This is a genomic window from Arthrobacter sp. efr-133-R2A-63 (assembly GCF_030209795.1).
In the GTDB taxonomy this organism is placed as follows: Bacteria; Actinomycetota; Actinomycetes; order Actinomycetales; family Micrococcaceae; genus Arthrobacter; species Arthrobacter bambusae_A.
The window spans coordinates 20,026-42,312 of record NZ_JARVRG010000031.1; the positions used below are offsets into that span (position 1 = coordinate 20,026).

Genomic DNA, 22,287 nt, shown 5'->3' on the forward strand with positions numbered 1-22,287 from the left:
TTAGTTCCTTGCCGAAGTGGCCTCGGGCTGGCTTTCCAGGCTTTCCAGACTGTCGGGAACCGGCCCGTCCGCCCCCGGAACCGCGCCGTGCCGGTAGAACTCGGCGGCGATCGGCGCGAGGGGTTCGCGGCCCTGAATCAAGTCCGCGGCTTTCTCGGCCAGCATCATGACCGGCGCATAGATGTTGCCGTTGGTCACGTACGGCATTGCCGAAGCGTCAGCCACCCGCAGCCCCGAGATGCCATGCACCCTCATGCTGAGCGGGTCTACCACCGCCATGGGATCGGTGGCCGGGCCCATCTTGGCTGTGCAGGAAGGGTGCAAGGCGGTTTCTGCGTCGCGGGCTACCCAGTCGAGGATTTCCTCGTCGGTCTGGACTGCTGGACCGGGGGAGAGCTCACCGCCATTGAATGGCGCCATGGCGGACTGCTCCAGGATGTTCCGGGAAATCCGGATGGCTTCGACCCACTCGCGCCGGTCCTGGTCCGTGGAAAGGTAGTTGAACTTCATGGACGGGTGGACGGTTGGATCCGTGGAGGTGATCTTCAGGCTGCCACGGGCGTCGGAATACATGGGCCCGATGTGCACTTGGTAGCCATGCTTGGCGTCGGCCTTCTGGCCGTCGTAGCGGACGGCCACCGGCAGGAAGTGGAACATCAGGTTCGGGTAGGCGACGTCCTCGTTGGAGCGCACAAAGCCGCCCCCTTCGAAGTGGTTGGTGGCCGCGGGCCCCTTGCGCCCGAACAGCCACTGCAGGCCGATCCACGGATAACGCCACAGGCTCAGGCTTGGCTGCATGGACACCGGCTGGGTGCAGGCATGCTGGATGTAGACCTCCAGATGGTCCTGCAGGTTTTCGCCCACACCGGGGAGGTCAACCACGGGCCTGATCCCGAGCGATTTGAGGTGCGTGGCGTCCCCGACGCCGGACAACTGCAGCAGCTGCGGGGTGTTGATGGCTCCTCCGCACAGGACGACTTCCTGGGCGTCCACGCTGTGCTGCTTGCCGTTGCGTCGGTAGCTGACGCCCGTGGCCCTGACCTCGGACGTTCCAATGCCGTCGAAGTTGATTTTCGAGACGAGGGCCCGTGTCCTTACCGTGAGGTTGGGCCGGTCCAGGTGCGGCCGCAAGTAGGCGCGCGACGCGGAGAGCCGCTGGCCCTTGTGCACATTGCGGTCGAAGGGACCGAAGCCCTCCTGCCGGTACCCGTTGACATCGCTGGTCCGTGCGAATCCGGCTTCTTGGGCGGCGCGGAAGAAAGCCTGGAAGAGGGGATTGCGCGCAGGGCCGCGTTCAAGGACGAGCGGTCCGTTGTGTCCCCGCAGTTCATCGTCGGGATCCGCGGCGAGGGCGGTCTCCATGCGGTTGAAGTAGGGGAGGCAGTGAGCGAAATCCCAGGTCTCCATCCCGGCGTCGGCTCCCCAGCGTTCGTAGTCCAACGGGTTGCCGCGCTGGAAGATCATGCCGTTGATGGAGCTGGATCCCCCCAGCACCTTGCCGCGGGTGTGGGCGATCCGGCGTCCGTGCATGTGCGGCTCGGGGTCGGATTGGTAGCGCCAGTCGTAGAACCTGTTCCCGCTGGGGAACGTGAGCGCTGCCGGCATCTGGATGAACAGGTCCCAGGGGTAGTCGCTCCGGCCGGCCTCCAGGACCAGGACGGTCTTGGTGCGGTCTGCGCTGAGCCTGTCCGCCAGCACCGATCCGGCGCTGCCCCCACCCACAATGACGTAGTCGAACTTTTCGTTGGCCATTAGTTGAACTCCTTTGAAGTGATCCCCATTGCTTGTGTCCGGTAGCCAGGAGGGCGTTAGCCCCGCAGTTTTTCCATGGTCGGATCCACGAGGGGATCGGCGGAGATGGTGGCCGGGATCCGCTTGCCGAAGTATTCGATCTCGACGGCGTCACCCTCGCCCGCTTCTGCGGGCAGCCAAGCGTAGGCGATGGGCTTCCGGACCGTGTAGCCGTAGGCGGCGCTCGTGACGTATCCGGACGGTTCGCCGCGGTAGTAAACGGGTTCCTTGCCCAACACCACGGACGTGCCGTCGTCGACCGTCAAGCAGCGCAGGCGGCGGTTGACGGGCAGTTCGCGGCGGGCTTTGAGGGCCTCGGCGCCGATGTATCCTTCCTTGTCCTTGCTCACGGAGAAGCCAAGTCCCGATTGGTAGGGTTCGTGCTCCGGGGTCATGTCGGTACCCCACAGCCGGTAGCCCTTCTCCAGGCGCAGGCTGTTGAACGCGCCGCGGCCAGCCGCGATGATGCCCTGCTCCTGGCCCGCCGCGAACAGCAGGTCCCAGAGCCTTTGGCCGTTTTCCGCCGTCGTGTACAGCTCCCAGCCCAATTCGCCTACGTAGGACAGCCGCATCGCTGTGACAGGAATCCCGCCGATCCGGACCTTCTTGGTGCGGAAGTACTTCAGTCCGTCGTTGCTGAAATCGTCGTCGCTCACCTTGGCGATGACGTCGCGGGCGAGCGGCCCCCAGAGCCCTACGCAACACGTGGAACCGGTGATATCGCGGATCTGGACCCACTGGCTGACGTCCTCGGCGGTCTGCTTACGGGCTTCGGTGGTGAAGTAGTCGAAGTCGATGTTGCCGTTCGCGCCCACCTGGAACGTGGTCTCATCCAGCCGGGCAACCGTAATGTCGCTGCGGATGCCGCCGTCGTCGTTGAGGAGCAGGCAGTACGTCACCGCACCCGGCTTCTTGTCGACCTTCCCGGCGCTGAGGCGCTGCAAGAGGGTGACGGCGCCCGGCCCGGAAACCTCCAGCCGCTTGAGCGGCGTCATGTCATAGAGCGCGACGGCGGTCCGCGTCTTCCACGCTTCGGCGGCGGAAATAGGGGAGTGGAACATGGCGGCCCATGAGTCGCGGTCAGGCGCACGCCATTCTTCCGGGAGCACTTCGAGCAAACCGCGGTTGGCCTCGAACCAGTGCGGGCGCTCCCAGCCGTGGGCTTCGAGGAAAAACGCCCCGAGCTCCTTCTGCCGGGCATTGAACGGGCTCAAGCGCAGCTCGCGCGGAGAGACCCTCGGTTGCAGCGGGTGCAGGACGTCGTAGATCTCCACGAAGTTCTGCTGGGAGGTTTCGCTGACGTAGCTCTCCGCGGTCTGGATTTCTTCGAAGCGGGAGACCTCGCATTCGTGGAGCGGGATGCGGGACTGGCCCTCGATGAGGCGCTCGGCCAGGGCTCGGGCCACGCCGGCGGAGTGCGTCACCCAGACGGCCTCGGCCACGAAGAATCCGTCAACGTCCTTAGACTCGCCGACGAGTGGACCACCGTCGGGGGTGAACGAGAAGATCCCGTTGAAGCCATCGGCAATCCGGGCACCCGCGAGGGCAGGAAGGAGTTCCTTGGAGTCTTCCCAGCACGGCAGGAAGTCTTCTTCGGTGAACGGCAGGCGGGACGGCATCCGGTGCTCGGACATGTCAGCCGCAGTAACCTCGGGCAGTTCCCGGAGGTCCACGGGCATGGGCCTGTGGGCGTAGGAGCCGATGCCCATCCGATCCCCGTGCTCGCGGTAGTAGAGGTCCTTGTCCTGGTGGCGAAGGATGGGCATCCATGCGCCGTTGGCGGGGTCAATCAGCCGTGAGGCATCGTTCCGGCCCACGAGCTCGGGCACGGAGGTGGTCTTGACGTACTGGTGGGCGAGCGGGAGGAGCGGCACGGACATGCCCACCATGGCGCCGATCCTGGGACCCCAGAACCCGGCGCAGGAAACCACGATGTCTGCCGGGATCACGCCGTCGGGCGTTTCGACGCCGGTGACCTTGCCTCCGGCCTGTTCAATGCCGGTCACGGGAGTGGAACCGCGGAACGTGACCCCTGCGGCGCTCGCCTTGGCGATGAGCAGGCCAACGGCGCGGGCCGCGGAAGCCAAACCGTCGGAGGGGACATAGAGTCCGCCGAGCACCTTTTCCTGGTCGAGCAGCGGGTAGTGCTTGGCGCACTCGTCCGGATCGATGAGCCGGCCTTCCACACCCCACGACGCCGCGTAGCCCAGCTTGCGTTTGAGGTCCTCCAGACGCTCCGGAGTGGTGGCCACCTCAAGGCCGCCCACCTGGTTGAAGCAGGAGACGCCGGATTCGCTGAGCGAGAGCAGCTTGTCCACGGTGTAGGACGCGAATTGGGTCATGGCCTTGGAAGCATTGGTCTGGAACACGAGGCCGGGGGCGTGCGAGGTTGAGCCGCCCGCCAACGCCAACGGGCCCTGCTCGACAACTGTGATGTTGGTCCAGCCGCGGGTGGACAGTTCATCCGCAAGATTGGCGCCGACGATGCCGGCTCCGATGATGACGACACGGGGTGATGTGGACATGCGGGAAGCTCCTGAATTAAGAGGTGTGGAAGTTTGGGGCTCGCCGGACCCTAGACGTGGCCGTCGATGGTCAACCCAGGTGGAAGGTTCGGGGCGTCCTCGGATTCTTTGACCATGATCTGGCCATCCACCACCAGGACTTCGTGGACCCTGATGGGCAATTTTGCGGGAGGCGCGTCGGCGGCTCCCGTGCGCAGGTTGAACTTTGAAGCATGGAGAGGGCACTCTACCCAGCAGTCCTCCACCCAGCCGTCGGCGAGCGAGGCGTCTTGGTGGGTGCAGGTGTCGTCGAGGGCAAAGAGTTCGCCCTCTTCGGTGTGAAACACGGCAATGGGCGGAGACGTTTCGAGTCGAATCGCGTCCCCCGGAGCCAACGAGCTAAGCGGGCAAGCACTGTGCATCTCACGAACCTTCTTTCACCGGGCTGGTCGAAACCTGTGGGGCGGTTGTCTCATGATCAACGCTGATCACAATACGCAACAGAGTGATCGACCTCACATAGGCTTGTCAAGGGGTTGAATTTCCTGCGCAGATTCCTTGACATGCGATGTGAAGTCGGTCACGCTGTTTCGCATAATGAAGTGTGTTGCGTATGGCGCAATAAAATTTTCGAACGGCTCGGCGAGGAGGAAGCCATGGAGACATTGGCGATCGTGGGCGCATCATTGGCGGGTCTTTCCGCCGCCCGCGCTGCCCGGGCGCAGGGCTTTTCCGGCCGGCTGCTCATCATTGGCGATGAGCAGCAGCGGCCCTATGACCGCCCGCCCCTGTCCAAGGAGTTCCTGGCAGGAAAAATCGGTATCAAGCACGTCATGTTGGAAGCCGGGGAGGCGGATTCAGATGACCCGCTCCAGGCCGAATGGCTGCTGGGCTCGCCGGCGCGAAGCTTTGACGCCGCCACCAGGACCATCACGCTAGGCGACGGACGCGCCGTGGTGGCTGACGGCGTCGTGATTGCCACGGGAGCCTCAGCCCGCACGCTGCCCGAACTCGCGGGCCTAGCCAATGTCTTTACCTTGCGGACTCTCCAAGACGCACAGGATCTGGCCCCGGAGCTCGTTGCGGGCGGCCGCCTGCTGGTTGTAGGCGCCGGCTTTATCGGCGCGGAAGTCGCGTCAACAGCCAAGGGCCTGGGAATGGACGTAACTGTCATCTGCAAGAGCAAAGTGCCTCTGAGCGCTCCGCTCGGTCCGGAGATGGCTGCCGTCATGGCCACACTCCATGGGATGAATGGTGTGGAGCTGGTTTGTGACACGGGAATCGACTCGTATTACAGCTACGAAGGAAATGTGACCGGCGTCCGGCTGAGCGATGGACAGTACCGTTCCGCCGATGTCGTACTCCTTGGTATCGGTGCGGTGCCCAACGTCGGGTGGCTGTCCGGTTCGGGCGTGGAGCTCGACGACGGGGTCACATGCGATCCGATGGGACGGACCAACGTTCCCGGCGTGGTTGCCGTGGGAGACTGCGCGGCCTGGTTCGACCCACGCAGCGGGCGGCACCAACGGGTGGAGCATTGGAGCGGCGCCCAGGAACGTGCCGCCCTGGCCGTGGCCGGACTCTTGGATCACTCAGCCGCGCCTCTTCCGCTCAACTTGCCGTACTTCTGGTCTGACCAATACGGAGTGACGCTCCAGTTCGCCGGCCATGCGCAGGACGCAGAGCGTGTCGAGATCGAGGCGGGGCAGCTCGAGGACCACAGCTTCCTTGCCGTGTACTACCGGGGCGGGGAAGCGGTGGGCGTTCTGGGTGTGAACCAGCCGCGCCTGTTCACCCGTTGGCGCCGGCAACTCAACGCCCGCAACGCCCCGCCCGTCCTGACAACCCCATGAACATCCCAAGCCCCACTGCTTCATCACTGAATAGGAGTCGGAATGACCACTGAAGTTGTTTCCCCCAGCCTGATCCCCACTCTCCCCGGCCACACGTATGTCAGTGAAGACATCTTCCGCGCCGAGCAAGAGCACATCTTTGAACAAATGTGGTTCTGTGCAGTGCGGACCGCGGACCTGGAAAAGGCCGGTTCGTTCAAAACGGTGCAGATCGGCCGCGAGAGCGTGCTCATCAACCGAACCCGCAAAGGCGAAATCCGCGCGTTCTACAACATCTGCCGGCACCGTGGCGTGAAGCTGTGCATGGAGGAGTCCGGTGAAGCCAACCGCTCGTTCCAGTGCCCGTACCACGCCTGGACCTACGATCTCGAGGGAAAGCTCATCGCGGCCCCCAACCTCACCAAGATGCCGGATATCGACCGCAACGAATACGGACTGGTCAAGGTCCACGTCCGCGAGTACATGGGCTACGTCTGGGTCTGCCTTGCGGATGAACCACCGTCGTTCGAGGAAGACGTCATGGGTGCGATCGAGGAGCGCCTCGGTGACCTGCGTGCTGTTGACGACTACGACATCGCGAACCTGAGCCTTGGCCGGCGCATCAAGTATGACGTCAAGGCCAACTGGAAGCTCATCATCGAAAACTTCATGGAGTGCTACCACTGCGCCACGATCCACCCCGAACTCACCGAAGTCCTGCCCGAGTTCGCCGATGGCCTGGCGGCGCAGTATTTTGTGGGCCACGGCGCCGAGTTCGGCGACGACATCAAGGGCTTCACGATTGACGGTTCCGAGGGCCTGGACCGAATCCCGGGAGTGGGCGATGACCAGGACCGCCGGTACTACGCAGTGACCATCAAGCCGAATGTCTTCGTCAACCTGGTTCCGGACCATGTCATCATCCACCGCATGTTCCCGCTGGCCGCCGATCACACGATCGTCGAATGCGATTGGCTGTACCTGCCCAGCGTGGTGGAATTCGGCAAGGACGTGAGCGCTTCGGTGGAGCTCTTCCACCGGGTCAACGAGCAGGACTTCGACGCCTGCGAACGCTGCCAGCCAGCCATGGGTTCCAAGATCTACGCCAAGGGTGGCGTCCTGGTACCGAGCGAGCACCACATTGAGGCGTTCCACAGCTGGGTCACCAGCAAGATCGCTGACGTCCCTGCCGACAGCTAGCCTGAGGAATGTCCGTCGATGTAACGAGCTACCGGAACCTAGGAAAAGGAACACAGCCAATGGTTTACAAAGTAAGGGCGGTCATCGCCAAGGAAAAGAACGCTCCGGTCTCCCTGGAGACCATCCTGGTGCCGGAGCCCGGTCCGGGCGAAGCGCTGGTGGACATCCTCACCTGCGGCGTGTGCCACACCGACCTGCACTACAAGCAGGGCGGCATTACCGATGATTTCCCCATCCTGCTCGGCCACGAGGCCACGGGTGTAGTCAGCGCCGTAGGGCCGGACGTCACCGAAGTAGCGCCGGGGGACCGCGTGATTCTGAACTGGCGTGCCGTGTGCGGGGAATGCCGGGCCTGCGCCAAGGGCCAGCCGCAGTACTGCTTCAACACGCACAATGCCACCCAGAAGATGACCCTGGAGGACGGCACTGAACTTACACCGGCCTTGGGGATCGGCGCCTTCGCAGAGAAGACCCTCGTGGCCGCCGGGCAGTGCACCAAAGTGGACGACGACGTCGATCCCGCCGCCGTCGGGCTGCTCGGCTGCGGTGTGATGGCAGGAATCGGCGCCGCCATCAACACCGGGGAGGTCAAGCGGGGCGAGTCCGTGGCCGTCATCGGCTGCGGCGGCGTCGGCATCGCTGCCATCGCCGGGGCAAGGCTCGCCGGCGCCACGACGATCATCGCCGTGGACATCGACGCCAACAAAATCGAGATGGCTAAGTCCCTGGGAGCCACGCACGGTGTCAACTCCAGCCAGGAAGACCCCATCGAGGCTATCCGGGCGCTGACCGGCGGGAACGGTGCCGACGTGGTGATCGACGCCGTCGGACGCCCGGAGACCTACAAGCAGGCCTTCTACGCGCGCGACCTTGCCGGCCGCGTGGTACTGGTCGGCGTCCCGACGCCGGGCATGTTGCTCGAACTGCCCCTGCTTGATGTCTTTGGCCGCGGCGGTTCGCTGAAGTCCTCCTGGTACGGGGACTGCCTGCCGTCCCGCGATTTCCCGATGCTCGTGGCGCACTACAAGCAAGGCAACCTCGACCTGGACGCGTTCGTGTCCGAACGGATCACCATCGACCAGGTGGAAGAAGCGTTCGCCAAGATGCACGAAGGCAAAGTGCTCCGCTCGGTCGTGGAAATCGCATGAGCGTCACCATCGAAAACCTCGTCACCTCGGGCACGTTTTCGCTCGACGGCGGCACATGGGACGTGGACAACAACGTTTGGATCGTCGGCAACGACGATGAATGCGTCATCATCGACTGTCCGCACGATGCGTCGGCAATCATCGACCAGGTCCGTGGCCGGAAGGTGCGGGCCATCCTGCTCACCCATGCGCACAACGACCACATCGGAGCGGCGCTCGACGTGGCGAACGCCGTGAACGCCCCGATCCATCTGCACCCCGCGGACATGGTTCTGTGGGAGCAGGTGTATCCGGACGCCGGCCCGGACCGTCACATTGCGGACGGTGACGTCTTCGAGGTGGCGGGCACGGCCCTGCAAGCCATCCACACACCGGGCCATTCGCCGGGTTCCACGTGCTTCTACCTGGAAAGCGAAGGCACCGTCTTCACGGGCGACACCCTCTTCAACGGCGGCCCGGGAGCCACCGGCAGGTCCCACAGCGACCACCCGACCATCCTGGCCTCGATCAGGGAGCGCCTCCTGACGCTTCCGGCGGAAACCGTGGTCCGGACCGGCCATGGCGGGGACACCACCGTCAAAGCGGAGAAGGAAAACCTCGCTTAGGCGGCGCGGGATCGCCGGGTTCGGCGGTTTCTACGCGCCGCTGGCTGCGGTGTAACCCATCTTGACGCTGATTGAATACCCGGCCTGCTTGAGCGCATCGAGCAGGCCGGGTATTTTTTCCGGCTCGAAACGGAAAGCCGGGCCGGAAAGGCTGATGGCTCCGATCACGGTGCCGCTGTGGTTGCGGATCGGAACGGCGACGGCGTTGAGTCCGCGCTCGAGTTCTTCATACGTGGCGGCGTATCCGGCCTCCGCAATGACCGGCATTTGCTGCTCCAGCGCGTCGCGGTCTGTGATGGTCTGTGGCGTGTATCGCGCCTGGCCGGCTTCCCTGAGAACTCGGTCACGGGTGGCAGGGGGCAGGGCGGCAAGCATGACCTTGCCGCTGGACGTGGCGTGGAGCGGGGTGAGCCCGCCGATCCAGTCCTGGGTGCCAAGCGTGTTGGGGCCAATGGCCTGGTCCACATTGACCGCGAAATTCGACCGCAGCACGGCCAGGTTGGCAGTCTCAGCGAACTTCTCCGCCAGGGCTTCGAGATCTTCCCGGGCCTCCCTGACCAAGCTGAGGCGGGCCGGAATGGCGCTGGCCAAACGCAGGATGTTGAAACCGAGTTGGTATTTTCCGCGCTCGTGATTCTGCTGGACCATGCCACGGGCGTCCAGGGCGCTCAGCAGTCGCGACGCCGTCGACTTGTGGACGCCCATTTCCTCCGCGATCTCACTCACGCCGGCATCTCCGTTGCGGGCGATGATCTCAAGCACAGTGATGGCCCGGTCCACGGACTGCACACCTGCGTGCTGCCCGGCGGCGGGATCGGTATCGGGGTCGTTGGCAATGCTTGCATCAGCGTCCATGTGGTTCATCGTCTCAAACGCGGTCAAATGGGCAGCCTCTCCTGGCTGCGTGTCCTGGGATGTTGCCAGCCGTGCCGGTCATCTTGGATAGCGGTTATAGGATCGGTCGATATGGCACTGCGACTTGTTCAGGTGAATTTCAAGGCACGCGATGACGCGGTCCTCGGGCGGTTTTGGGCGGAGGCCCTCGGCTGGGAAGTTTCCAGCGAAGGACCCGGCGTGAGCAATGTTGAACCAGTGGGCTTCGCCGGGCCGGACCCCACAGCCGTGTGCGTCGATGTCGTCACCGTCCCGGACCCCGAAAATGTAAGGTACCGCGCGCACCTCGATCTCGCCACCACCTCTGCGACCCATCAGTCGGAGCTGGTGGCGCGGCTGGTGAAGCTAGGTGCGACCCCCGCAGACATCGGTCAGGGCGATGTGCCTTGGACGGTCCTGGCCGACCCGGAGGGCAACCTGTTCTGTGTGCTGGAGCCTCGGCCGATCTACGGGGACACCGGGCCGATCGCCGCAGTGGTGGTCAATTGCGCGGATCCGCGGGCCATGGCCCGGTTCTGGAACGGCGCGATGGACTGGACTCTGCACGAAGTGACCGACGATTTTGCGAGGCTGCGCTCGGCGAAGGGTGTCGGGCCGTACCTGGAGTTCGTCCGGACAGCCGCCGCGGATGCCGTGTCCGGCCGTGTCCATCTCGACCTGAGGCCGTACCGGGGCGATGATCAAGCGGCAGAGGTGGCCCGGCTGCGGGAACTGGGCGCCACGGACGCCGACGTCGGCCAAGGCGATGTGCCATGGGTGTGCCTCGCCGACACGGAGGGCAACGAGTTCTGCGTCCTCACCCCCGGCTGACGCCGCGATCGCCTAAGCCGTTCCTTCTTGGGCCCCGCCGTGCCACACTTGATGGACTATCGAGTGACTGGGGGGATCCGGGTCAGGAGATTGGTATGCGAGTTCTGATGCACCCCCGCACCTCGGGCCACCGAGTGATGGCGAGCCAGCCATGATCATCGGTTGGGCTTACTTCATGGCCGGAGTAATGACGGTTGATGGACTTCTGCTGGGCTTGCTGCTGCTGAACGTGAAGTGGCCCAAACACTGGAAGAGGAACGGCTAGCGGCAGCGGTTTCCCGCGGGCCTAGAGCACCTTGCGGATCGTCTGTTCGAAACTCACCACGTGATGCAAGGCGAGCGCCGCCGCCCGCTCCTCGTCGCCGTCGGCGATGGCGGTGAGCAACTCGGCGTGTTCCGCGACGTGGCCAGTCACGGATGGCATCTTGTCCAGCATGTGGCACCAAATGCGGGTTGCGAGGTTGTCGTACCGGATCAGCACGTCCTCGAGGTGCGGATTGGCCGCGGCCTTGTAGATGAGCCGGTGCACCTGGATGTCGTAGCGCATGAGTTCCTGCTGGCCGGCGTCGTGTGCTTCCAAGCCGCTGATGGCTGCGGCGACCTCGCGCAGTTCTTCCCGCAGCTTAGGGCTGGCCATGCGGGCGGCCCGCCGTGAGGCCAGGGGCTCAAGCAGCTCCCGGATTTCGGAGACGTCGGCGAGTTGGGTGATGTCGACGCCCGTGGCGAAGGTTCCGCGGCGGGGATACGACACCACGAGGTGGTCGCTTTCGAGCCGCTTGATGGCCTCGCGCACCGGGGTCCGTCCGATGCCGAGTTCGGCTGCAATCTGACCGTCGTTGATGGGGTCTCCGGGTTTGATGTCCAGCATGATGAGCCGGTCGCGCAGGAGCAGGTAGGCGTTTTCCGCCAAGGACGTTCCTTGCGTGCCTGTGTCCAGTGCCTCCAGTGCAGTGCTCATGTGTCCTCTCCCGTTGTCACAATTCCAAGTCTGGCGGATCAGTTGCTGCCGGGCTGTTGACGGTTGTGTGATCTCCAACATACTATGGCAACAGTTCTAATATATCAGTTGCTGATTAGTCAGTAAATATAAGTATCTCAAAAGGAGAACATGATGGTTGAACCGCTGATCCGCCCGCTCGCCCTGGCGGACCCGGAGGTTGAACAGGCGATCGCCCAGGAACTCATCCGCCAGCAATCCACGCTGGAAATGATCGCCTCCGAAAACTTCGCCCCTGCAGCCGTCATGCAGGCACAGGGCTCGGTCCTGACCAACAAGTACGCGGAAGGCTACCCGGGCAAGCGCTATTACGGTGGCTGCGAGCACGTGGACGTCATCGAGCAACTGGCTATCGACCGCGTCAAGGCCCTCTTCGGCGCCGAAGCCGCAAATGTCCAGCCGCACTCCGGCGCCCAGGCCAATGCCGCAGCCATGTTCGCGCTCCTCGAGCCGGGGGACACCATCATGGGCCTGGATCTCGCACACGGCGGCCACCTGACCCACGGCATGCGTATCAACTTCTCGGGCAAGCTGTACAACGTCATCCCGTACCACGTCAGCGAATCCGATCTCCGGGTGGATATGGCGGAAGTGGAAGCCCTGGCCCTGGAACACCGCCCCAAGCTGATCGTTGCCGGCTGGTCGGCGTACTCGCGCCACTTGGATTTCGCGGAATTCCGCCGAATCGCCGACCTCGTGGGCGCCTACCTCATGGTGGACATGGCCCACTTTGCCGGACTCGTCGCGGCCGGACTGCACCCCAATCCCGTGCCGTATGCCGACGTCGTGACCACCACCACCCACAAGACCCTCGGCGGTCCCCGCGGCGGAGTGATCCTGTCGAAGGAACAATACGCACGCAAGATCAACAGCGCAGTTTTCCCCGGCCAGCAGGGCGGTCCGCTGGAACACGTGATCGCGGCCAAGGCTGTCGCGTTCAAGATGGCGGCCGAGCCCGAGTTCCAGGAACGCCAGGTGCGGGTATTGGAAGGCGCCAAGCTCCTTGCCGAACGGCTCCTGAAGGACGACGTCGCCGCGGCAGGGATCTCGGTGGTCAACGGAGGCACCGACGTCCACCTCGTCCTGGTTGACCTGCGCCACTCGGAACTGGACGGCCAGCAGGCCGAGGACACCTTGCACCGCATCGGCATCACCGTGAACCGCAACGCCGTCCCGTTCGACCCCCGGCCGCCGATGGTTTCCTCGGGCCTCCGGATCGGCACCCCGGCACTCGCCGCCCGCGGCTTCGGCGCCAAGGAATTCGCCGAGGTCGCGGACATCATCGCGACGGCGCTGATCACCGCCGCAACAAGCGGCACCCTGGGTGACCACACCGCCGTCGAACTCCGCGCGAGGGTGACCGCGCTCGCCGAACAATTCCCGCTATACCCCCACTTTTCCCGGACCGGCAGCAACGACGCCGCTGCCACCGAACGTGAGGCAGAAATGATTGGAGCAGCCCAGTGAGCGCAGACCAACTTCCCGAACACCCGGATTTCCTGTGGCGCAACCCGGAGCCCAAGGCTTCCTACGACGCAGTGATCGTGGGCGGTGGCGGCCACGGCCTCGCCACCGCGTACTTCCTGGCCAAGAACCACGGCATGACCAACATCGCCGTCCTGGAGAAGGGCTGGCTGGCCGGCGGCAACATGGCCCGCAACACCACCATCATCCGTTCCAATTACCTGTGGGACGAGAGCGCCGCCATCTACGAGCACGCCCTCAAGCTCTGGGAGATCCTGCCCGAGGAACTTGAGTACGATTTCCTCTTCAGCCAGCGCGGCGTCATGAACCTCGCCCACACCTTGGGCGACGTCCGCGAAAGCGTCCGCCGTGTCGGTGCGAACAAGCTCAACGGGGTCGACGCCGAATGGCTGGACCCGCAGCAAGTCAAGGAACTCTGCCCCATCCTGAACATCAGCGACAACATCCGCTATCCGGTGATGGGCGCCACGTACCAGCCCCGGGCGGGCATCGCGAAGCACGACCACGTCGCCTGGGCCTTCGCCCGCAAGTGCGACGAGCTCGGCGTGGACATCATCCAGAACTGCGAAGTAACGGGCTTCCTGAAGGATGGCAACCGCGTGGTGGGGGTCAAGACCAACCAGGGAACCATCCACACCGAAAAGGTTGGACTCGCCGCGGCCGGCCACAGTTCCGTCCTCGCCGAAATGGCCGGGTTCCGCCTCCCGATCCAATCCCACCCCCTCCAGGCGTTGGTGTCGGAGCTGCACGAACCCGTCCACCCCACAGTGGTCATGTCCAACCACGTGCATGTCTATGTTTCCCAGGCACACAAGGGCGAACTGGTCATGGGCGCCGGCGTCGACTCCTACAACGGCTACGGCCAGCGCGGCTCCTTCCATGTGATCGAGCACCAGATGGCTGCCGCCGTCGAACTCTTCCCCATCTTCGCCCGGGCCCACGTGCTCCGGACCTGGGGTGGAATCGTGGATACCACCATGGACGCCTCGCCGATCGTCGGACTCTCGCCGGTGGAGAACATGTTCGTCAATTGCGGCTGGGGAACCGGTGGCTTCAAGGGCACTCCGGCTGCCGGCCTGACCTTCGCCCACACCATCGCCACGGGTACCCCGCACGAGCTCAACAAGCCTTTTTCGCTGGAGCGCTTCGAGACCGGTGCCCTGATCGACGAACACGGCGCCGCCGCCGTCGCCCACTAGCCGCAGCCCTTTAGGAGACCAACCATGCTGCTTATCAGCTGCCCCAATTGCGGGCCACGAGACGAAACAGAATTCCACTACGGCGGCCAGGCCCACGTCGCCTATCCGGAAAACCCGGACGCTCTGACCGACCGCCAGTGGGCCGAGTATTTGTTCTACCGCGACAACACGAAAGGCGCTTTCGCAGAACGCTGGGTGCACAGCACCGGTTGCCGCCAATGGTTCAACATGCTCCGCGACACCGTCAGTTACGACATCCAGGCGATCTACAGAATGGGCGAACCGCGCCCTGACCTGGAACGCCCCGTCGTGAACAACCCAGCCGCCACCACTCCGGAAGGAGCAACGAAGTGACCCCGCAGAACGCCCGCCTCGCCACCGGCGGCCGCATCGACCGCAGCATCTCCTGGCGTTTTACCGTGGATGGCCAGGAATTCACCGGCCACCCGGGAGACACCGTTGCCTCCGCACTGCTGGCCAACGGCCGCATCAACGCAGGCAACTCGCTCTACGAGGACCGGGCCCGGGGCATCATGTCCGCCGGCGTGGAAGAATCCAACGCCTTGGTCAAGGTGGCTGCCCGCTTCCCGGGCCATGTCGCCGAGTCGATGCTTCCCGCGACCACCGTCTCCCTCGTGGACGGGCTCAACGTTGAGTTCCTTAACGGCCTCGGCAAGCTCGATCCCAACGAGGACCGCGCCGAGTACGACAAGAAATACGTCCACACCGACGTCCTGGTGGTCGGCGGCGGCGTTTCCGGCCTCGCGGCGGCCCGCGAAGCGGTCCGGACCGGCGCCCGGGTCATCCTGATCGATGACCAGCCCGAACTCGGCGGCTCGCAGCTTTCCGGCTCCACCGCCCCGGAACTCGCCGAGGTGATCGAAGGCAAGCAGGCCCTGGAATGGATCGCCGACGTCGAGGCCGAACTCGTTTCCGCCGCCGAATGCACCGTCCTCAACCGCACCACGGCGTTCGGCTCCTATGACGCGAACTATGTGATCGCGGCACAGAACCGTACGGACCACCTCGGCAGCCCGGCCGCGGACGGCGTCTCCCGGCAGCGTATTTGGCACATCCGTGCCAAGCAGGTGGTCCTGGCCCCCGGCGCGCACGAGCGTCCGCTCGTCTTCGAGAACAACGACCGGCCCGGCATCATGCTGGCCTCGGCGGTCCGCAGCTACCTCAACCGCTACGCAGTCGCCGCCGGGCGGCGGGTCGTCATAGGCACCACCAACGATTCGGCCTACTTGCTTGCTGCGGATCTGCTCGCCGCTGGCGTCAAGGTTGCCGCCGTCGTCGACGCCCGGCCGAAGCTCAGCGACAAGGCCGCGGCCGCCGTCGAGAGCGGCATCCGCGTCCTCGTCGGCAGCGCCGTCGCAGATACCTCCGCCGCGGCGGAGGACGGCCGGATCGACGGCGTCACCATCCGCAGCCTCAACGACGACGGCGAAGTCACCTCGGGCGTCGAACGGCTCGCTTGCGATCTGCTGGCGGTTTCCGGTGGCTGGAGTCCCGTAGTCCACCTCCACAGCCAGCGCCAGGGCAAGGTGCGTTGGGACGATGACCTGGCCGGCTTCGTGCCGAGCTCCGTCGTCAAGGACCAACACGTGATCGGCGCCGGACGCGGAAGCTACGGGCTCGCGGACTGCCTGGGCGAAGGCGTATCCGCGGGCGCCGCGGCCGCCATCGCCGCGGGGTTCAGCTCCGAGACGATGCCCGCCGAGATCAAGGCGCCGGTTGCCTCCGCCCCCACCCGCCAGTTGTGGCTGGTGCCGGGGCAGAGCGGAAACGCGGGGGAGTGGCACCACCACTTCGTCGACTTCCAGCGCGACCAGTCTGTGGCCGACGTGCTCCGTTCCACCGGGGCCGGCATGCGCTCGGTGGAACACATCAAGCGGTACACCTCCATCAGCACCGCCAACGACCAAGGCAAGACGTCCGGCGTCAACGCCATCGGCGTGATCGCCGCGGCACTCAAGCAGGCCGGCGAAGCATCCCGCGGCATCGGTGACATCGGAACCACGACCTACCGGGCACCGTTCACGCCGGTCGCCTTCGCGGCCTTGGCGGGACGCCAGCGCGGCGAGCTGTTCGATCCCGCCCGCGTCACCTCCATCCACCCCTGGCATGTTGCCCAGGGAGCGCTCTTCGAGGACGTCGGCCAGTGGAAGCGCCCGTGGTACTACCCGCAAGCGGGCGAAGACATGGACGCCGCCGTGCTCCGCGAATGCGCCGCAGTCCGCGAATCCGTGGGCTTCATGGACGCCACCACCCTCGGCAAGATCGAGATCCGCGGCAAGGAGGCCGGTGAATTCCTGAACCGCATCTACACCAACGCGTTCAAGAAGCTTGCCCCCGGTTCCGCCCGCTACGGGGTCATGTGCACCCCGGACGGCATGATCTTCGACGACGGCGTGACCCTGCGCCTCGACGAGGGCCGCTACTTCATGACCACCACCACCGGCGGTGCCGCCAAGGTCCTCGACTGGCTCGAGGAGTGGCACCAGACCGAGTGGCCGGAGCTCGACGTGGTGTGCACATCGGTGACTGAACAGTGGACGACGATTGCCGTCGTCGGGCCCAAATCCCGTGCGGTGATCGCCAAGGTCGCCCCGCAACTGGCGGCCGACGGCGGGTTGGACGCCGAAGCGTTCCCGTTCATGACGTTCCGCGAGACCACGCTGGCCTCGGGAGTCCAGGCACGGATTTGCCGGATTTCCTTCTCCGGCGAGTTGGCTTACGAAATCAACGTTCCGTCCTGGTACGGGCTCGACACCTGGGAATCCGTCGCCGCCGCAGGTGCCGAGTTCAACATCACCCCCTACGGCACCGAGACCATGCACGTGCTGCGTGCCGAGAAGGGCTACCCGATCGTCGGGCAGGACACCGATGGCACTGTCACCCCGCAGGATGCCGGGATGGAATGGATCGTCTCCAAGGCCAAGGACTTCATCGGCAAACGTTCGTACAGCCGCGAGGACGCGGTCCGCACCGACCGCAAGCACTTGGTCAGCGTCCTCCCGGCGGACGGTTCGTTCCGTCTCCCGGAAGGCACCCAGCTCGTGGAAAAGGGAATTCCGGTCAACCCGGCATACGGCCCGGTGCCGATGCAGGGCTTCGTGACCTCGAGCTACCACAGTGCCGCTTTGGGCCGGTCCTTCGGCCTGGCATTGATCACCAACGGCCGCAACCGGATCGGCGAGACCCTCGCGGCCTCTGTCGGCGACCAGTTGCTGGATGTCGTTGTGGGAGAAACCGTACTTTTCGACGCTGAAGGGACCCGTAAAGATGGCTGAAACAGCAACCCCCGTAAACCCCGAGGCGCTCCGTGCGGCCCGCCGTAGCCCGGCGTCGCACCTCGCTCCGAGCTTCGAAACCGGCTCCGTTTCCGGAACCGTCGCTTTGAAGGAGATCCCGTTCCAGACCATGGTGGGGGTCCGGGTTGCCAGGGAGTCCGACGCCGGAGCCCGGCTCGCGTCCGTGACCGGCGGCTTGCCGGCCGCCTGCGGGGAGATCAGCGGGAACGAAAGGGCCACTACTTTGTGGCTTGGGCCGGACGAATTCCTGGTGGTCGCACCGGAATCGGCCCACGATTCCCTGGGCGGAGACCTTGTCAGGGCACTAGTGGAGGCACTCGGCGAGGACCCGGGCCAAGTGGTGGACTTGTCCGCCAACCGCACCACCTTCGAACTCTCCGGAGTCCGTGCCCGGGACGTCCTTGAAAAGGGGTGCTCGCTGGACTTGCATCCCCGGGCTTTCCGCACCGGGACGGCCCTGGCCACGGAAATCGGCAACATCCCCGCGATGCTGTTGAAGACCGGCGAGACCAGTTTCCGGATCTTCCCACGGGCTTCCTTCGCCGACTTCCTGGGCCGCTGGCTGCTCGATGGCATGAGGGAATTCGCCTCTCCCGAGGTCCCCTGATGGCACTGAGTGTGCTTGACCTGTTTTCCATTGGCATCGGGCCGTCGTCTTCGCACACGGTCGGCCCGATGCGGGCGGCAAAGCGGTTCACCGATGGCCTGGAATCCTCCGGGCAACTCGCGGCAACGGTGCGCGTCCAGGCAGAGCTTTTCGGCTCGCTGGGCGCCACCGGCCGCGGCCACGGCTCCGATAAGGCCGTAGTGCTGGGACTGCAGGGCCAATCGCCGGAAACCGTAGACACGTCTACTGCCGACGACCAGGTTGCCGCGGCCGCCCTCGACGCCGAATTGCGGATAGCCGGACATCACCGCGTGGACTTCAATTGGGACGAAGACGTGGTCCTGCACCGACGCAAGTCCCTCCCTGCCCACCCCAACGGCATGACGTTCCGGGCACTCGACCACGCCGGGGAAGTGCTTCGCGAACGAAGCTTCTATTCAATTGGGGGCGGCTTCGTCGTGGACGGCGACGCCTCGGGAAGCGACAAAGTGGTCGCCGACAGCACTGAGTTGCCCCACCCCTTCACTACCGCGGACGAGCTCCTGGCTATCTGTGCACGGGAGGACATGTCCATTTCCGATGTCATGCTCGCCAACGAGCTCGTGTGGCGCAGCGAAGCCGAACTACGCGAGCGGCTGCTGCAGATCTGGGCCGTCATGCGCGAATGCGTGGACAACGGCTGCGCCGCGGAAGGGATCCTGCCGGGAGGCTTGAACGTGAAGCGGCGGGCGCCGTCGTTGTTCAAGACCCTCACTGCGGACACCGCCGTGAGCGACCCGCTCCGGGCCATGGAATGGGTCAACCTGTTCGCGCTGGCCGTGAACGAAGAAAACGCCGCAGGCGGCCGCATCGTCACGGCACCCACGAACGGGGCAGCCGGCATTGTGCCGGCGGTGCTGCACTACTACACGAAATTCGTGCAGGGAGCCGACGACGACGGCGTGGTCCGCTTCCTGCTCGCGGCGGCTGCCGTCGGGATCCTGTTCAAGATCAACGCGTCCATTTCCGGTGCCGAAGTCGGTTGCCAGGGTGAAGTGGGCTCCGCCTGTTCGATGGCCGCCGCCGGTTTGTGCGAGGTCCTCGGAGGCACTCCCGAGCAAGTGGAGAACGCCGCTGAAGTGGGCATCGAACACAACCTCGGCCTCACCTGCGATCCCGTCGGCGGGCTGGTGCAGATCCCGTGCATCGAACGCAACGCCATCGCCAGCGTGAAGGCCATCAACGCCGCCCGCCTAGCCCTGCACGGCGACGGCAGCCACAAAGTGTCCCTTGATAAAGCCATCAAAACCATGCGAGAGACAGGAGCGGACATGAAAAGCAAGTACAAGGAGACCTCCCGCGGAGGCCTCGCCGTCAACGTAGTGGAGTGCTAGCCATGACTGTCACACAGAATGAACCCGTTACTTCGGCGCTGCCGGCTACCACCGTTGAGCATGTCCTGACGCTCGACTGCCCGGAGACCCGGGGAATCGTGCATGCCGTCTCCGGCTTCCTCCTGGAACACGGCTGCGACATCATCGAGAACAAGCAATTCGACTCCCAGCTGGATCGCCACTTCTTCATGCGGGTCCACTTCGCATCGGAAGGCGACGAGTCGACGATCGACTCGCTGCGGGAAGCCTTCGCGCCCGTTGCCGAGAAGTTCGGCATGCGCTGGGAACTGCAACGCCAAGGGGCCAAGCGGCGGGTGCTGATCATGGTTTCGAAGTTCGAGCATTGCCTTAATGACCTTCTGTTCCGGGCCCGGACCGGGGAACTGCCCGTCGAGATTGTCGGGGTAGTCTCCAACCATCCGGACCACAGGCGTACGGTCGAGTGGCACGGCATCCCCTTCTTCCATGTGCCCGTTACGGCGGACACCAAGGCGGCGGCCGAGGGACAACTCCTGGACCTCATCGACCGTCTGGACGTCGAACTGGTGGTCCTGGCCCGCTACATGCAGGTCCTCAGCGACGATCTCGCGCGGAAGCTGGACGGACGTGCCATCAACATCCACCATTCGTTCCTGCCCAGCTTCAAAGGTGCCAAGCCGTACCACCAGGCCTACGCGCGAGGCGTCAAGACCGTGGGTGCCACCGCGCACTACGTCAACGGCGAGTTGGACGAGGGGCCGATCATCGCCCAGCAAGTGGTGGAAGTGGACCACACTTTTGGTCCGGATGACCTGGTGGCGGCAGGTCGCGATACCGAGTGCAAAGCACTCAGTAACGCCGTTCGCTGGCATTGCGAAGGCCGGGTGATCCTGCAGGGAAACAGGACGGTGGTGCTGAAGTAAGGCGTGGCGGCCCGACCCGTTGCGGGCCGGGCCTTCCTCGCATATGGTTGCACTTGCCGGTCAGCCGGCAAAACATTGGGGGGCGAGGTACTCGCCATTTTGAAAGGCGCGTACATTCGTGGTCCGTCGACAAGGCGGCATAATAGCCGCTTGCTTTTTTGCCGTCACAGCAGTCGCAGGAGCAGCTGTCCCTGCCCATGCCGTTGATCCAGTCATCACCATCGATCCAACGCCTGCGTGGGCGCAGATCTATGCCAATAACCCGCCGGTGCAGATTCCGTCGTCGGCGACGAGCCTTGACATGAAACTCCCGCCGGACGTTTCCGCTGTGCTCGGCAAGAGCGTGAACAGCACACTCCAGTACCGGGTGTACAACACTGAGGACAACACGGCAACGCCGCTTCTTTCCGGCACCGCCGTGGCCGATTCCTCAACCCTCCACGTGTCTATCCCGATCCCGCAGGGCTTGGCGGGCCTGACACCGGGGTCCATGCAGTATTGTCATGACGCCACGGGGAACTGTGCCAACACCTCGGTCCCGGCCCAGGCCTATTCCGGGTTTGTCGTAGCGGTCCTGGGGACGCCCATCGCGCCGGGAAACGGCGAGATTTTCGTCCAGAGCGGCCTGACGGCCGGAGGGCCGGCAGGGTCATCGACCGTTTCGATGGACCTTGGCCTCCCGCAGGCCCTGCCGCTGACCTTCTTCATCCAGAAGGACTCCACCACCTCGCTGGCTTCCTATACGGACAAGCTGATTTTCCGCAGCGTGCCGGGGTATTTCACCTCGGGCCCGGACAAGACCTGGACGAACGCCTTCCCTTACGGGTACTTCTGGAAGTCAGGCTCTCCCGGAACCAGTATTAATGCCCAGGTGAACTACAGCGCCGACGGAAGCAAGGCGATCGCGACGGTGCCTACTGGCTCCATTCCCCAGGTGTGTTCCACGCACCCGGAATATTTCGTCATGGGCGTCGCAGATGGCGCGATCGATGCTGCGCGGTACGCCCTGGCCCGGGTTGCTTTGGGGTCTCCGCAATGCACCCAGCGTTTCTCCGACGCCCCCCTCAACAGCGGGTTCTACCGCGAGATCCAGTGGCTCGCGAGCCAAGGCATCACCACGGGCTACGGCGACGGAAGCTACGGGGCGACCCTCGCCGTTCACCGGGACGCCATGGCGGCCTTCCTCTACCGTCAGGCCGGCTCGCCTTTCTGGACTCCGCCCGCAAACTCGCCATTCGTGGACATGACACCCAATTCACCCTTCTACAAGGAAGTGACCTGGCTGGCGAACTACGGCATCACCACAGGGTGGGTGGACTCCAAAAACGGCCAACGAAGCTTCCACCCTGGTGACAACATCAGCCGGGATGCCATGGCGGCCTTCCTCTACCGGTTCAGCGGAGCGCCCAGCTGGAATGCCCCGGCGACGTCGCCGTTCAGTGACATCACCCCCCTCTCGTCCTTCTACAAGGAGATCACCTGGCTCGCCGCGGCCAAGGTCAGCACAGGTTACGGCGACGGCACGTTCCGGCCGTTGAGTGCGGTCAACCGTGATGCCATGGCCGCGTTCCTTTACCGCTGGCAGACAGCGTGGTACCTGGGAACCCAGTAGGAGTAAGCGGA

The 22,287-nt window shown here is 64.6% G+C and carries 18 protein-coding genes; 13 read left to right on the plus strand and 5 right to left on the minus strand.

Annotated features, from left to right (window positions below):
* From betA to QRN45_RS17325, 3 genes are read right to left on the minus strand one after another with little or no spacing between them, the layout of a single operon-like run.
* The gene (gene betA / locus QRN45_RS17315) at window positions 1–1,752 is read right to left on the minus strand and encodes a choline dehydrogenase (RefSeq protein WP_264637469.1); all 1,752 of its coding nucleotides are present in this window, start codon (window positions 1,750–1,752) and stop codon (window positions 1–3) included.
* A 56-nt stretch (window positions 1,753–1,808) separates the two neighbouring features.
* Window positions 1,809–4,316, minus strand: coding sequence for a GcvT family protein (locus tag QRN45_RS17320; RefSeq protein ID WP_241708219.1), 2,508 nt, complete (start codon window positions 4,314–4,316; stop codon window positions 1,809–1,811).
* Between the two features lie 50 nt (window positions 4,317–4,366).
* Window positions 4,367–4,717, minus strand: coding sequence for a bifunctional 3-phenylpropionate/cinnamic acid dioxygenase ferredoxin subunit (locus tag QRN45_RS17325; protein WP_241708220.1), 351 nt, complete (start codon window positions 4,715–4,717; stop codon window positions 4,367–4,369).
* Between the two features lie 234 nt (window positions 4,718–4,951).
* Here QRN45_RS17325 and QRN45_RS17330 point away from each other — a divergent pair, with 234 nt between their 5' ends.
* From QRN45_RS17330 to QRN45_RS17345, 4 genes are read left to right on the plus strand one after another with little or no spacing between them, the layout of a single operon-like run.
* Window positions 4,952–6,148, plus strand: a complete 1,197-nt coding sequence (locus QRN45_RS17330) for an NAD(P)/FAD-dependent oxidoreductase (protein WP_241708221.1) — start codon at window positions 4,952–4,954, stop codon at window positions 6,146–6,148.
* A gap of 42 nt (window positions 6,149–6,190) precedes the next feature.
* Complete coding sequence (locus tag QRN45_RS17335) at window positions 6,191–7,327, plus strand: aromatic ring-hydroxylating oxygenase subunit alpha (protein WP_284764145.1); 1,137 nt, start codon at window positions 6,191–6,193, stop codon at window positions 7,325–7,327.
* Between the two features lie 59 nt (window positions 7,328–7,386).
* On the plus strand, window positions 7,387–8,475 hold the full coding sequence (locus tag QRN45_RS17340; RefSeq protein ID WP_284764146.1) for an S-(hydroxymethyl)mycothiol dehydrogenase: 1,089 nt from the start codon (window positions 7,387–7,389) through the stop codon (window positions 8,473–8,475).
* On the plus strand, window positions 8,472–9,080 hold the full coding sequence (locus QRN45_RS17345; protein ID WP_241708224.1) for an MBL fold metallo-hydrolase: 609 nt from the start codon (window positions 8,472–8,474) through the stop codon (window positions 9,078–9,080). The genes QRN45_RS17340 and QRN45_RS17345 overlap by 4 nt, the downstream gene beginning before the upstream one ends.
* 30 nt (window positions 9,081–9,110) lie before the next feature.
* Here QRN45_RS17345 and QRN45_RS17350 read toward each other — a convergent pair whose 3' ends face one another.
* Window positions 9,111–9,935 (minus strand): IclR family transcriptional regulator, encoded by an 825-nt coding sequence (locus QRN45_RS17350; protein WP_241708225.1) that lies wholly within the window; start codon window positions 9,933–9,935, stop codon window positions 9,111–9,113.
* 111 nt (window positions 9,936–10,046) lie between these two features.
* On the opposite strand from QRN45_RS17350, the gene QRN45_RS17355 reads away from it, so the two are divergent.
* The gene (locus tag QRN45_RS17355; protein WP_284764147.1) at window positions 10,047–10,784 is read left to right on the plus strand and encodes a VOC family protein; all 738 of its coding nucleotides are present in this window, start codon (window positions 10,047–10,049) and stop codon (window positions 10,782–10,784) included.
* Between the two features lie 286 nt (window positions 10,785–11,070).
* On the opposite strand, the gene QRN45_RS17360 is transcribed toward QRN45_RS17355, so the two are convergent.
* The gene (locus QRN45_RS17360; protein WP_078106198.1) at window positions 11,071–11,742 is read right to left on the minus strand and encodes a GntR family transcriptional regulator; all 672 of its coding nucleotides are present in this window, start codon (window positions 11,740–11,742) and stop codon (window positions 11,071–11,073) included.
* Window positions 11,743–11,895: 153 nt separating this feature from the next.
* Between QRN45_RS17360 and glyA the strand changes: the two genes are divergently transcribed.
* The 8 genes from glyA to QRN45_RS17400 all read left to right on the plus strand — a co-directional run bounded on the left by glyA (window position 11,896) and on the right by QRN45_RS17400 (window position 22,276).
* Window positions 11,896–13,248: a serine hydroxymethyltransferase gene (gene glyA / locus QRN45_RS17365; RefSeq protein WP_284764170.1), complete on the plus strand. Its 1,353-nt coding sequence runs from the start codon at window positions 11,896–11,898 to the stop codon at window positions 13,246–13,248.
* On the plus strand, window positions 13,245–14,465 hold the full coding sequence (locus QRN45_RS17370) for a sarcosine oxidase subunit beta family protein (protein ID WP_078106196.1): 1,221 nt from the start codon (window positions 13,245–13,247) through the stop codon (window positions 14,463–14,465). The genes glyA and QRN45_RS17370 overlap by 4 nt, the downstream gene beginning before the upstream one ends.
* Before the next feature lie 24 nt (window positions 14,466–14,489).
* A complete protein-coding gene (locus tag QRN45_RS17375; protein WP_372489641.1) occupies window positions 14,490–14,819 on the plus strand; it encodes a sarcosine oxidase subunit delta in 330 nt (109 codons plus the stop codon).
* Window positions 14,816–17,761 carry an FAD-dependent oxidoreductase gene (locus QRN45_RS17380; protein WP_241708227.1) on the plus strand — a complete coding sequence of 982 codons (2,946 nt, stop codon included), beginning with the start codon at window positions 14,816–14,818 and terminating at the stop codon, window positions 17,759–17,761. The genes QRN45_RS17375 and QRN45_RS17380 overlap by 4 nt, the downstream gene beginning before the upstream one ends.
* Window positions 17,754–18,389, plus strand: coding sequence for a sarcosine oxidase subunit gamma (locus QRN45_RS17385; protein WP_241708228.1), 636 nt, complete (start codon window positions 17,754–17,756; stop codon window positions 18,387–18,389). The genes QRN45_RS17380 and QRN45_RS17385 overlap by 8 nt, the downstream gene beginning before the upstream one ends.
* Window positions 18,389–19,762 carry an L-serine ammonia-lyase gene (locus QRN45_RS17390; protein ID WP_241708229.1) on the plus strand — a complete coding sequence of 458 codons (1,374 nt, stop codon included), beginning with the start codon at window positions 18,389–18,391 and terminating at the stop codon, window positions 19,760–19,762. Before QRN45_RS17385 ends, QRN45_RS17390 begins: the two co-directional genes overlap by 1 nt.
* Before the next feature lie 2 nt (window positions 19,763–19,764).
* Window positions 19,765–20,664 (plus strand): formyltetrahydrofolate deformylase, encoded by a 900-nt coding sequence (gene purU / locus QRN45_RS17395; protein ID WP_078106191.1) that lies wholly within the window; start codon window positions 19,765–19,767, stop codon window positions 20,662–20,664.
* A gap of 301 nt (window positions 20,665–20,965) precedes the next feature.
* Window positions 20,966–22,276, plus strand: coding sequence for an S-layer homology domain-containing protein (locus QRN45_RS17400; RefSeq protein WP_284764148.1), 1,311 nt, complete (start codon window positions 20,966–20,968; stop codon window positions 22,274–22,276).
* Window positions 22,277–22,287 lie beyond the last annotated feature (11 nt).

Excerpts from the sequence above, each read along its gene's own strand:
- betA (WP_264637469.1), bottom strand. The coding sequence starts at position 1,752 with ATGGCCAACGAAAAGTTCGACTACGTCATTGTGGGTGGGGGCAGCGCC.
- QRN45_RS17320 (WP_241708219.1), bottom strand. The coding sequence starts at position 4,316 with ATGTCCACATCACCCCGTGTCGTCATCATCGGAGCCGGCATCGTCGGC.
- QRN45_RS17325 (WP_241708220.1), bottom strand. The coding sequence starts at position 4,717 with ATGCACAGTGCTTGCCCGCTTAGCTCGTTGGCTCCGGGGGACGCGATT.
- QRN45_RS17330 (WP_241708221.1), top strand. The coding sequence starts at position 4,952 with ATGGAGACATTGGCGATCGTGGGCGCATCATTGGCGGGTCTTTCCGCC.
- QRN45_RS17335 (WP_284764145.1), top strand. The coding sequence starts at position 6,191 with ATGACCACTGAAGTTGTTTCCCCCAGCCTGATCCCCACTCTCCCCGGC.
- QRN45_RS17340 (WP_284764146.1), top strand. The coding sequence starts at position 7,387 with ATGGTTTACAAAGTAAGGGCGGTCATCGCCAAGGAAAAGAACGCTCCG.
- QRN45_RS17345 (WP_241708224.1), top strand. The coding sequence starts at position 8,472 with ATGAGCGTCACCATCGAAAACCTCGTCACCTCGGGCACGTTTTCGCTC.
- QRN45_RS17350 (WP_241708225.1), bottom strand. The coding sequence starts at position 9,935 with ATGGACGCTGATGCAAGCATTGCCAACGACCCCGATACCGATCCCGCC.
- QRN45_RS17355 (WP_284764147.1), top strand. The coding sequence starts at position 10,047 with ATGGCACTGCGACTTGTTCAGGTGAATTTCAAGGCACGCGATGACGCG.
- QRN45_RS17360 (WP_078106198.1), bottom strand. The coding sequence starts at position 11,742 with ATGAGCACTGCACTGGAGGCACTGGACACAGGCACGCAAGGAACGTCC.
- glyA (WP_284764170.1), top strand. The coding sequence starts at position 11,896 with ATGGTTGAACCGCTGATCCGCCCGCTCGCCCTGGCGGACCCGGAGGTT.
- QRN45_RS17375 (WP_372489641.1), top strand. The coding sequence starts at position 14,490 with ATGCTGCTTATCAGCTGCCCCAATTGCGGGCCACGAGACGAAACAGAA.
- QRN45_RS17385 (WP_241708228.1), top strand. The coding sequence starts at position 17,754 with ATGGCTGAAACAGCAACCCCCGTAAACCCCGAGGCGCTCCGTGCGGCC.
- QRN45_RS17390 (WP_241708229.1), top strand. The coding sequence starts at position 18,389 with ATGGCACTGAGTGTGCTTGACCTGTTTTCCATTGGCATCGGGCCGTCG.
- purU (WP_078106191.1), top strand. The coding sequence starts at position 19,765 with ATGACTGTCACACAGAATGAACCCGTTACTTCGGCGCTGCCGGCTACC.
- QRN45_RS17400 (WP_284764148.1), top strand. The coding sequence starts at position 20,966 with ATGAAACTCCCGCCGGACGTTTCCGCTGTGCTCGGCAAGAGCGTGAAC.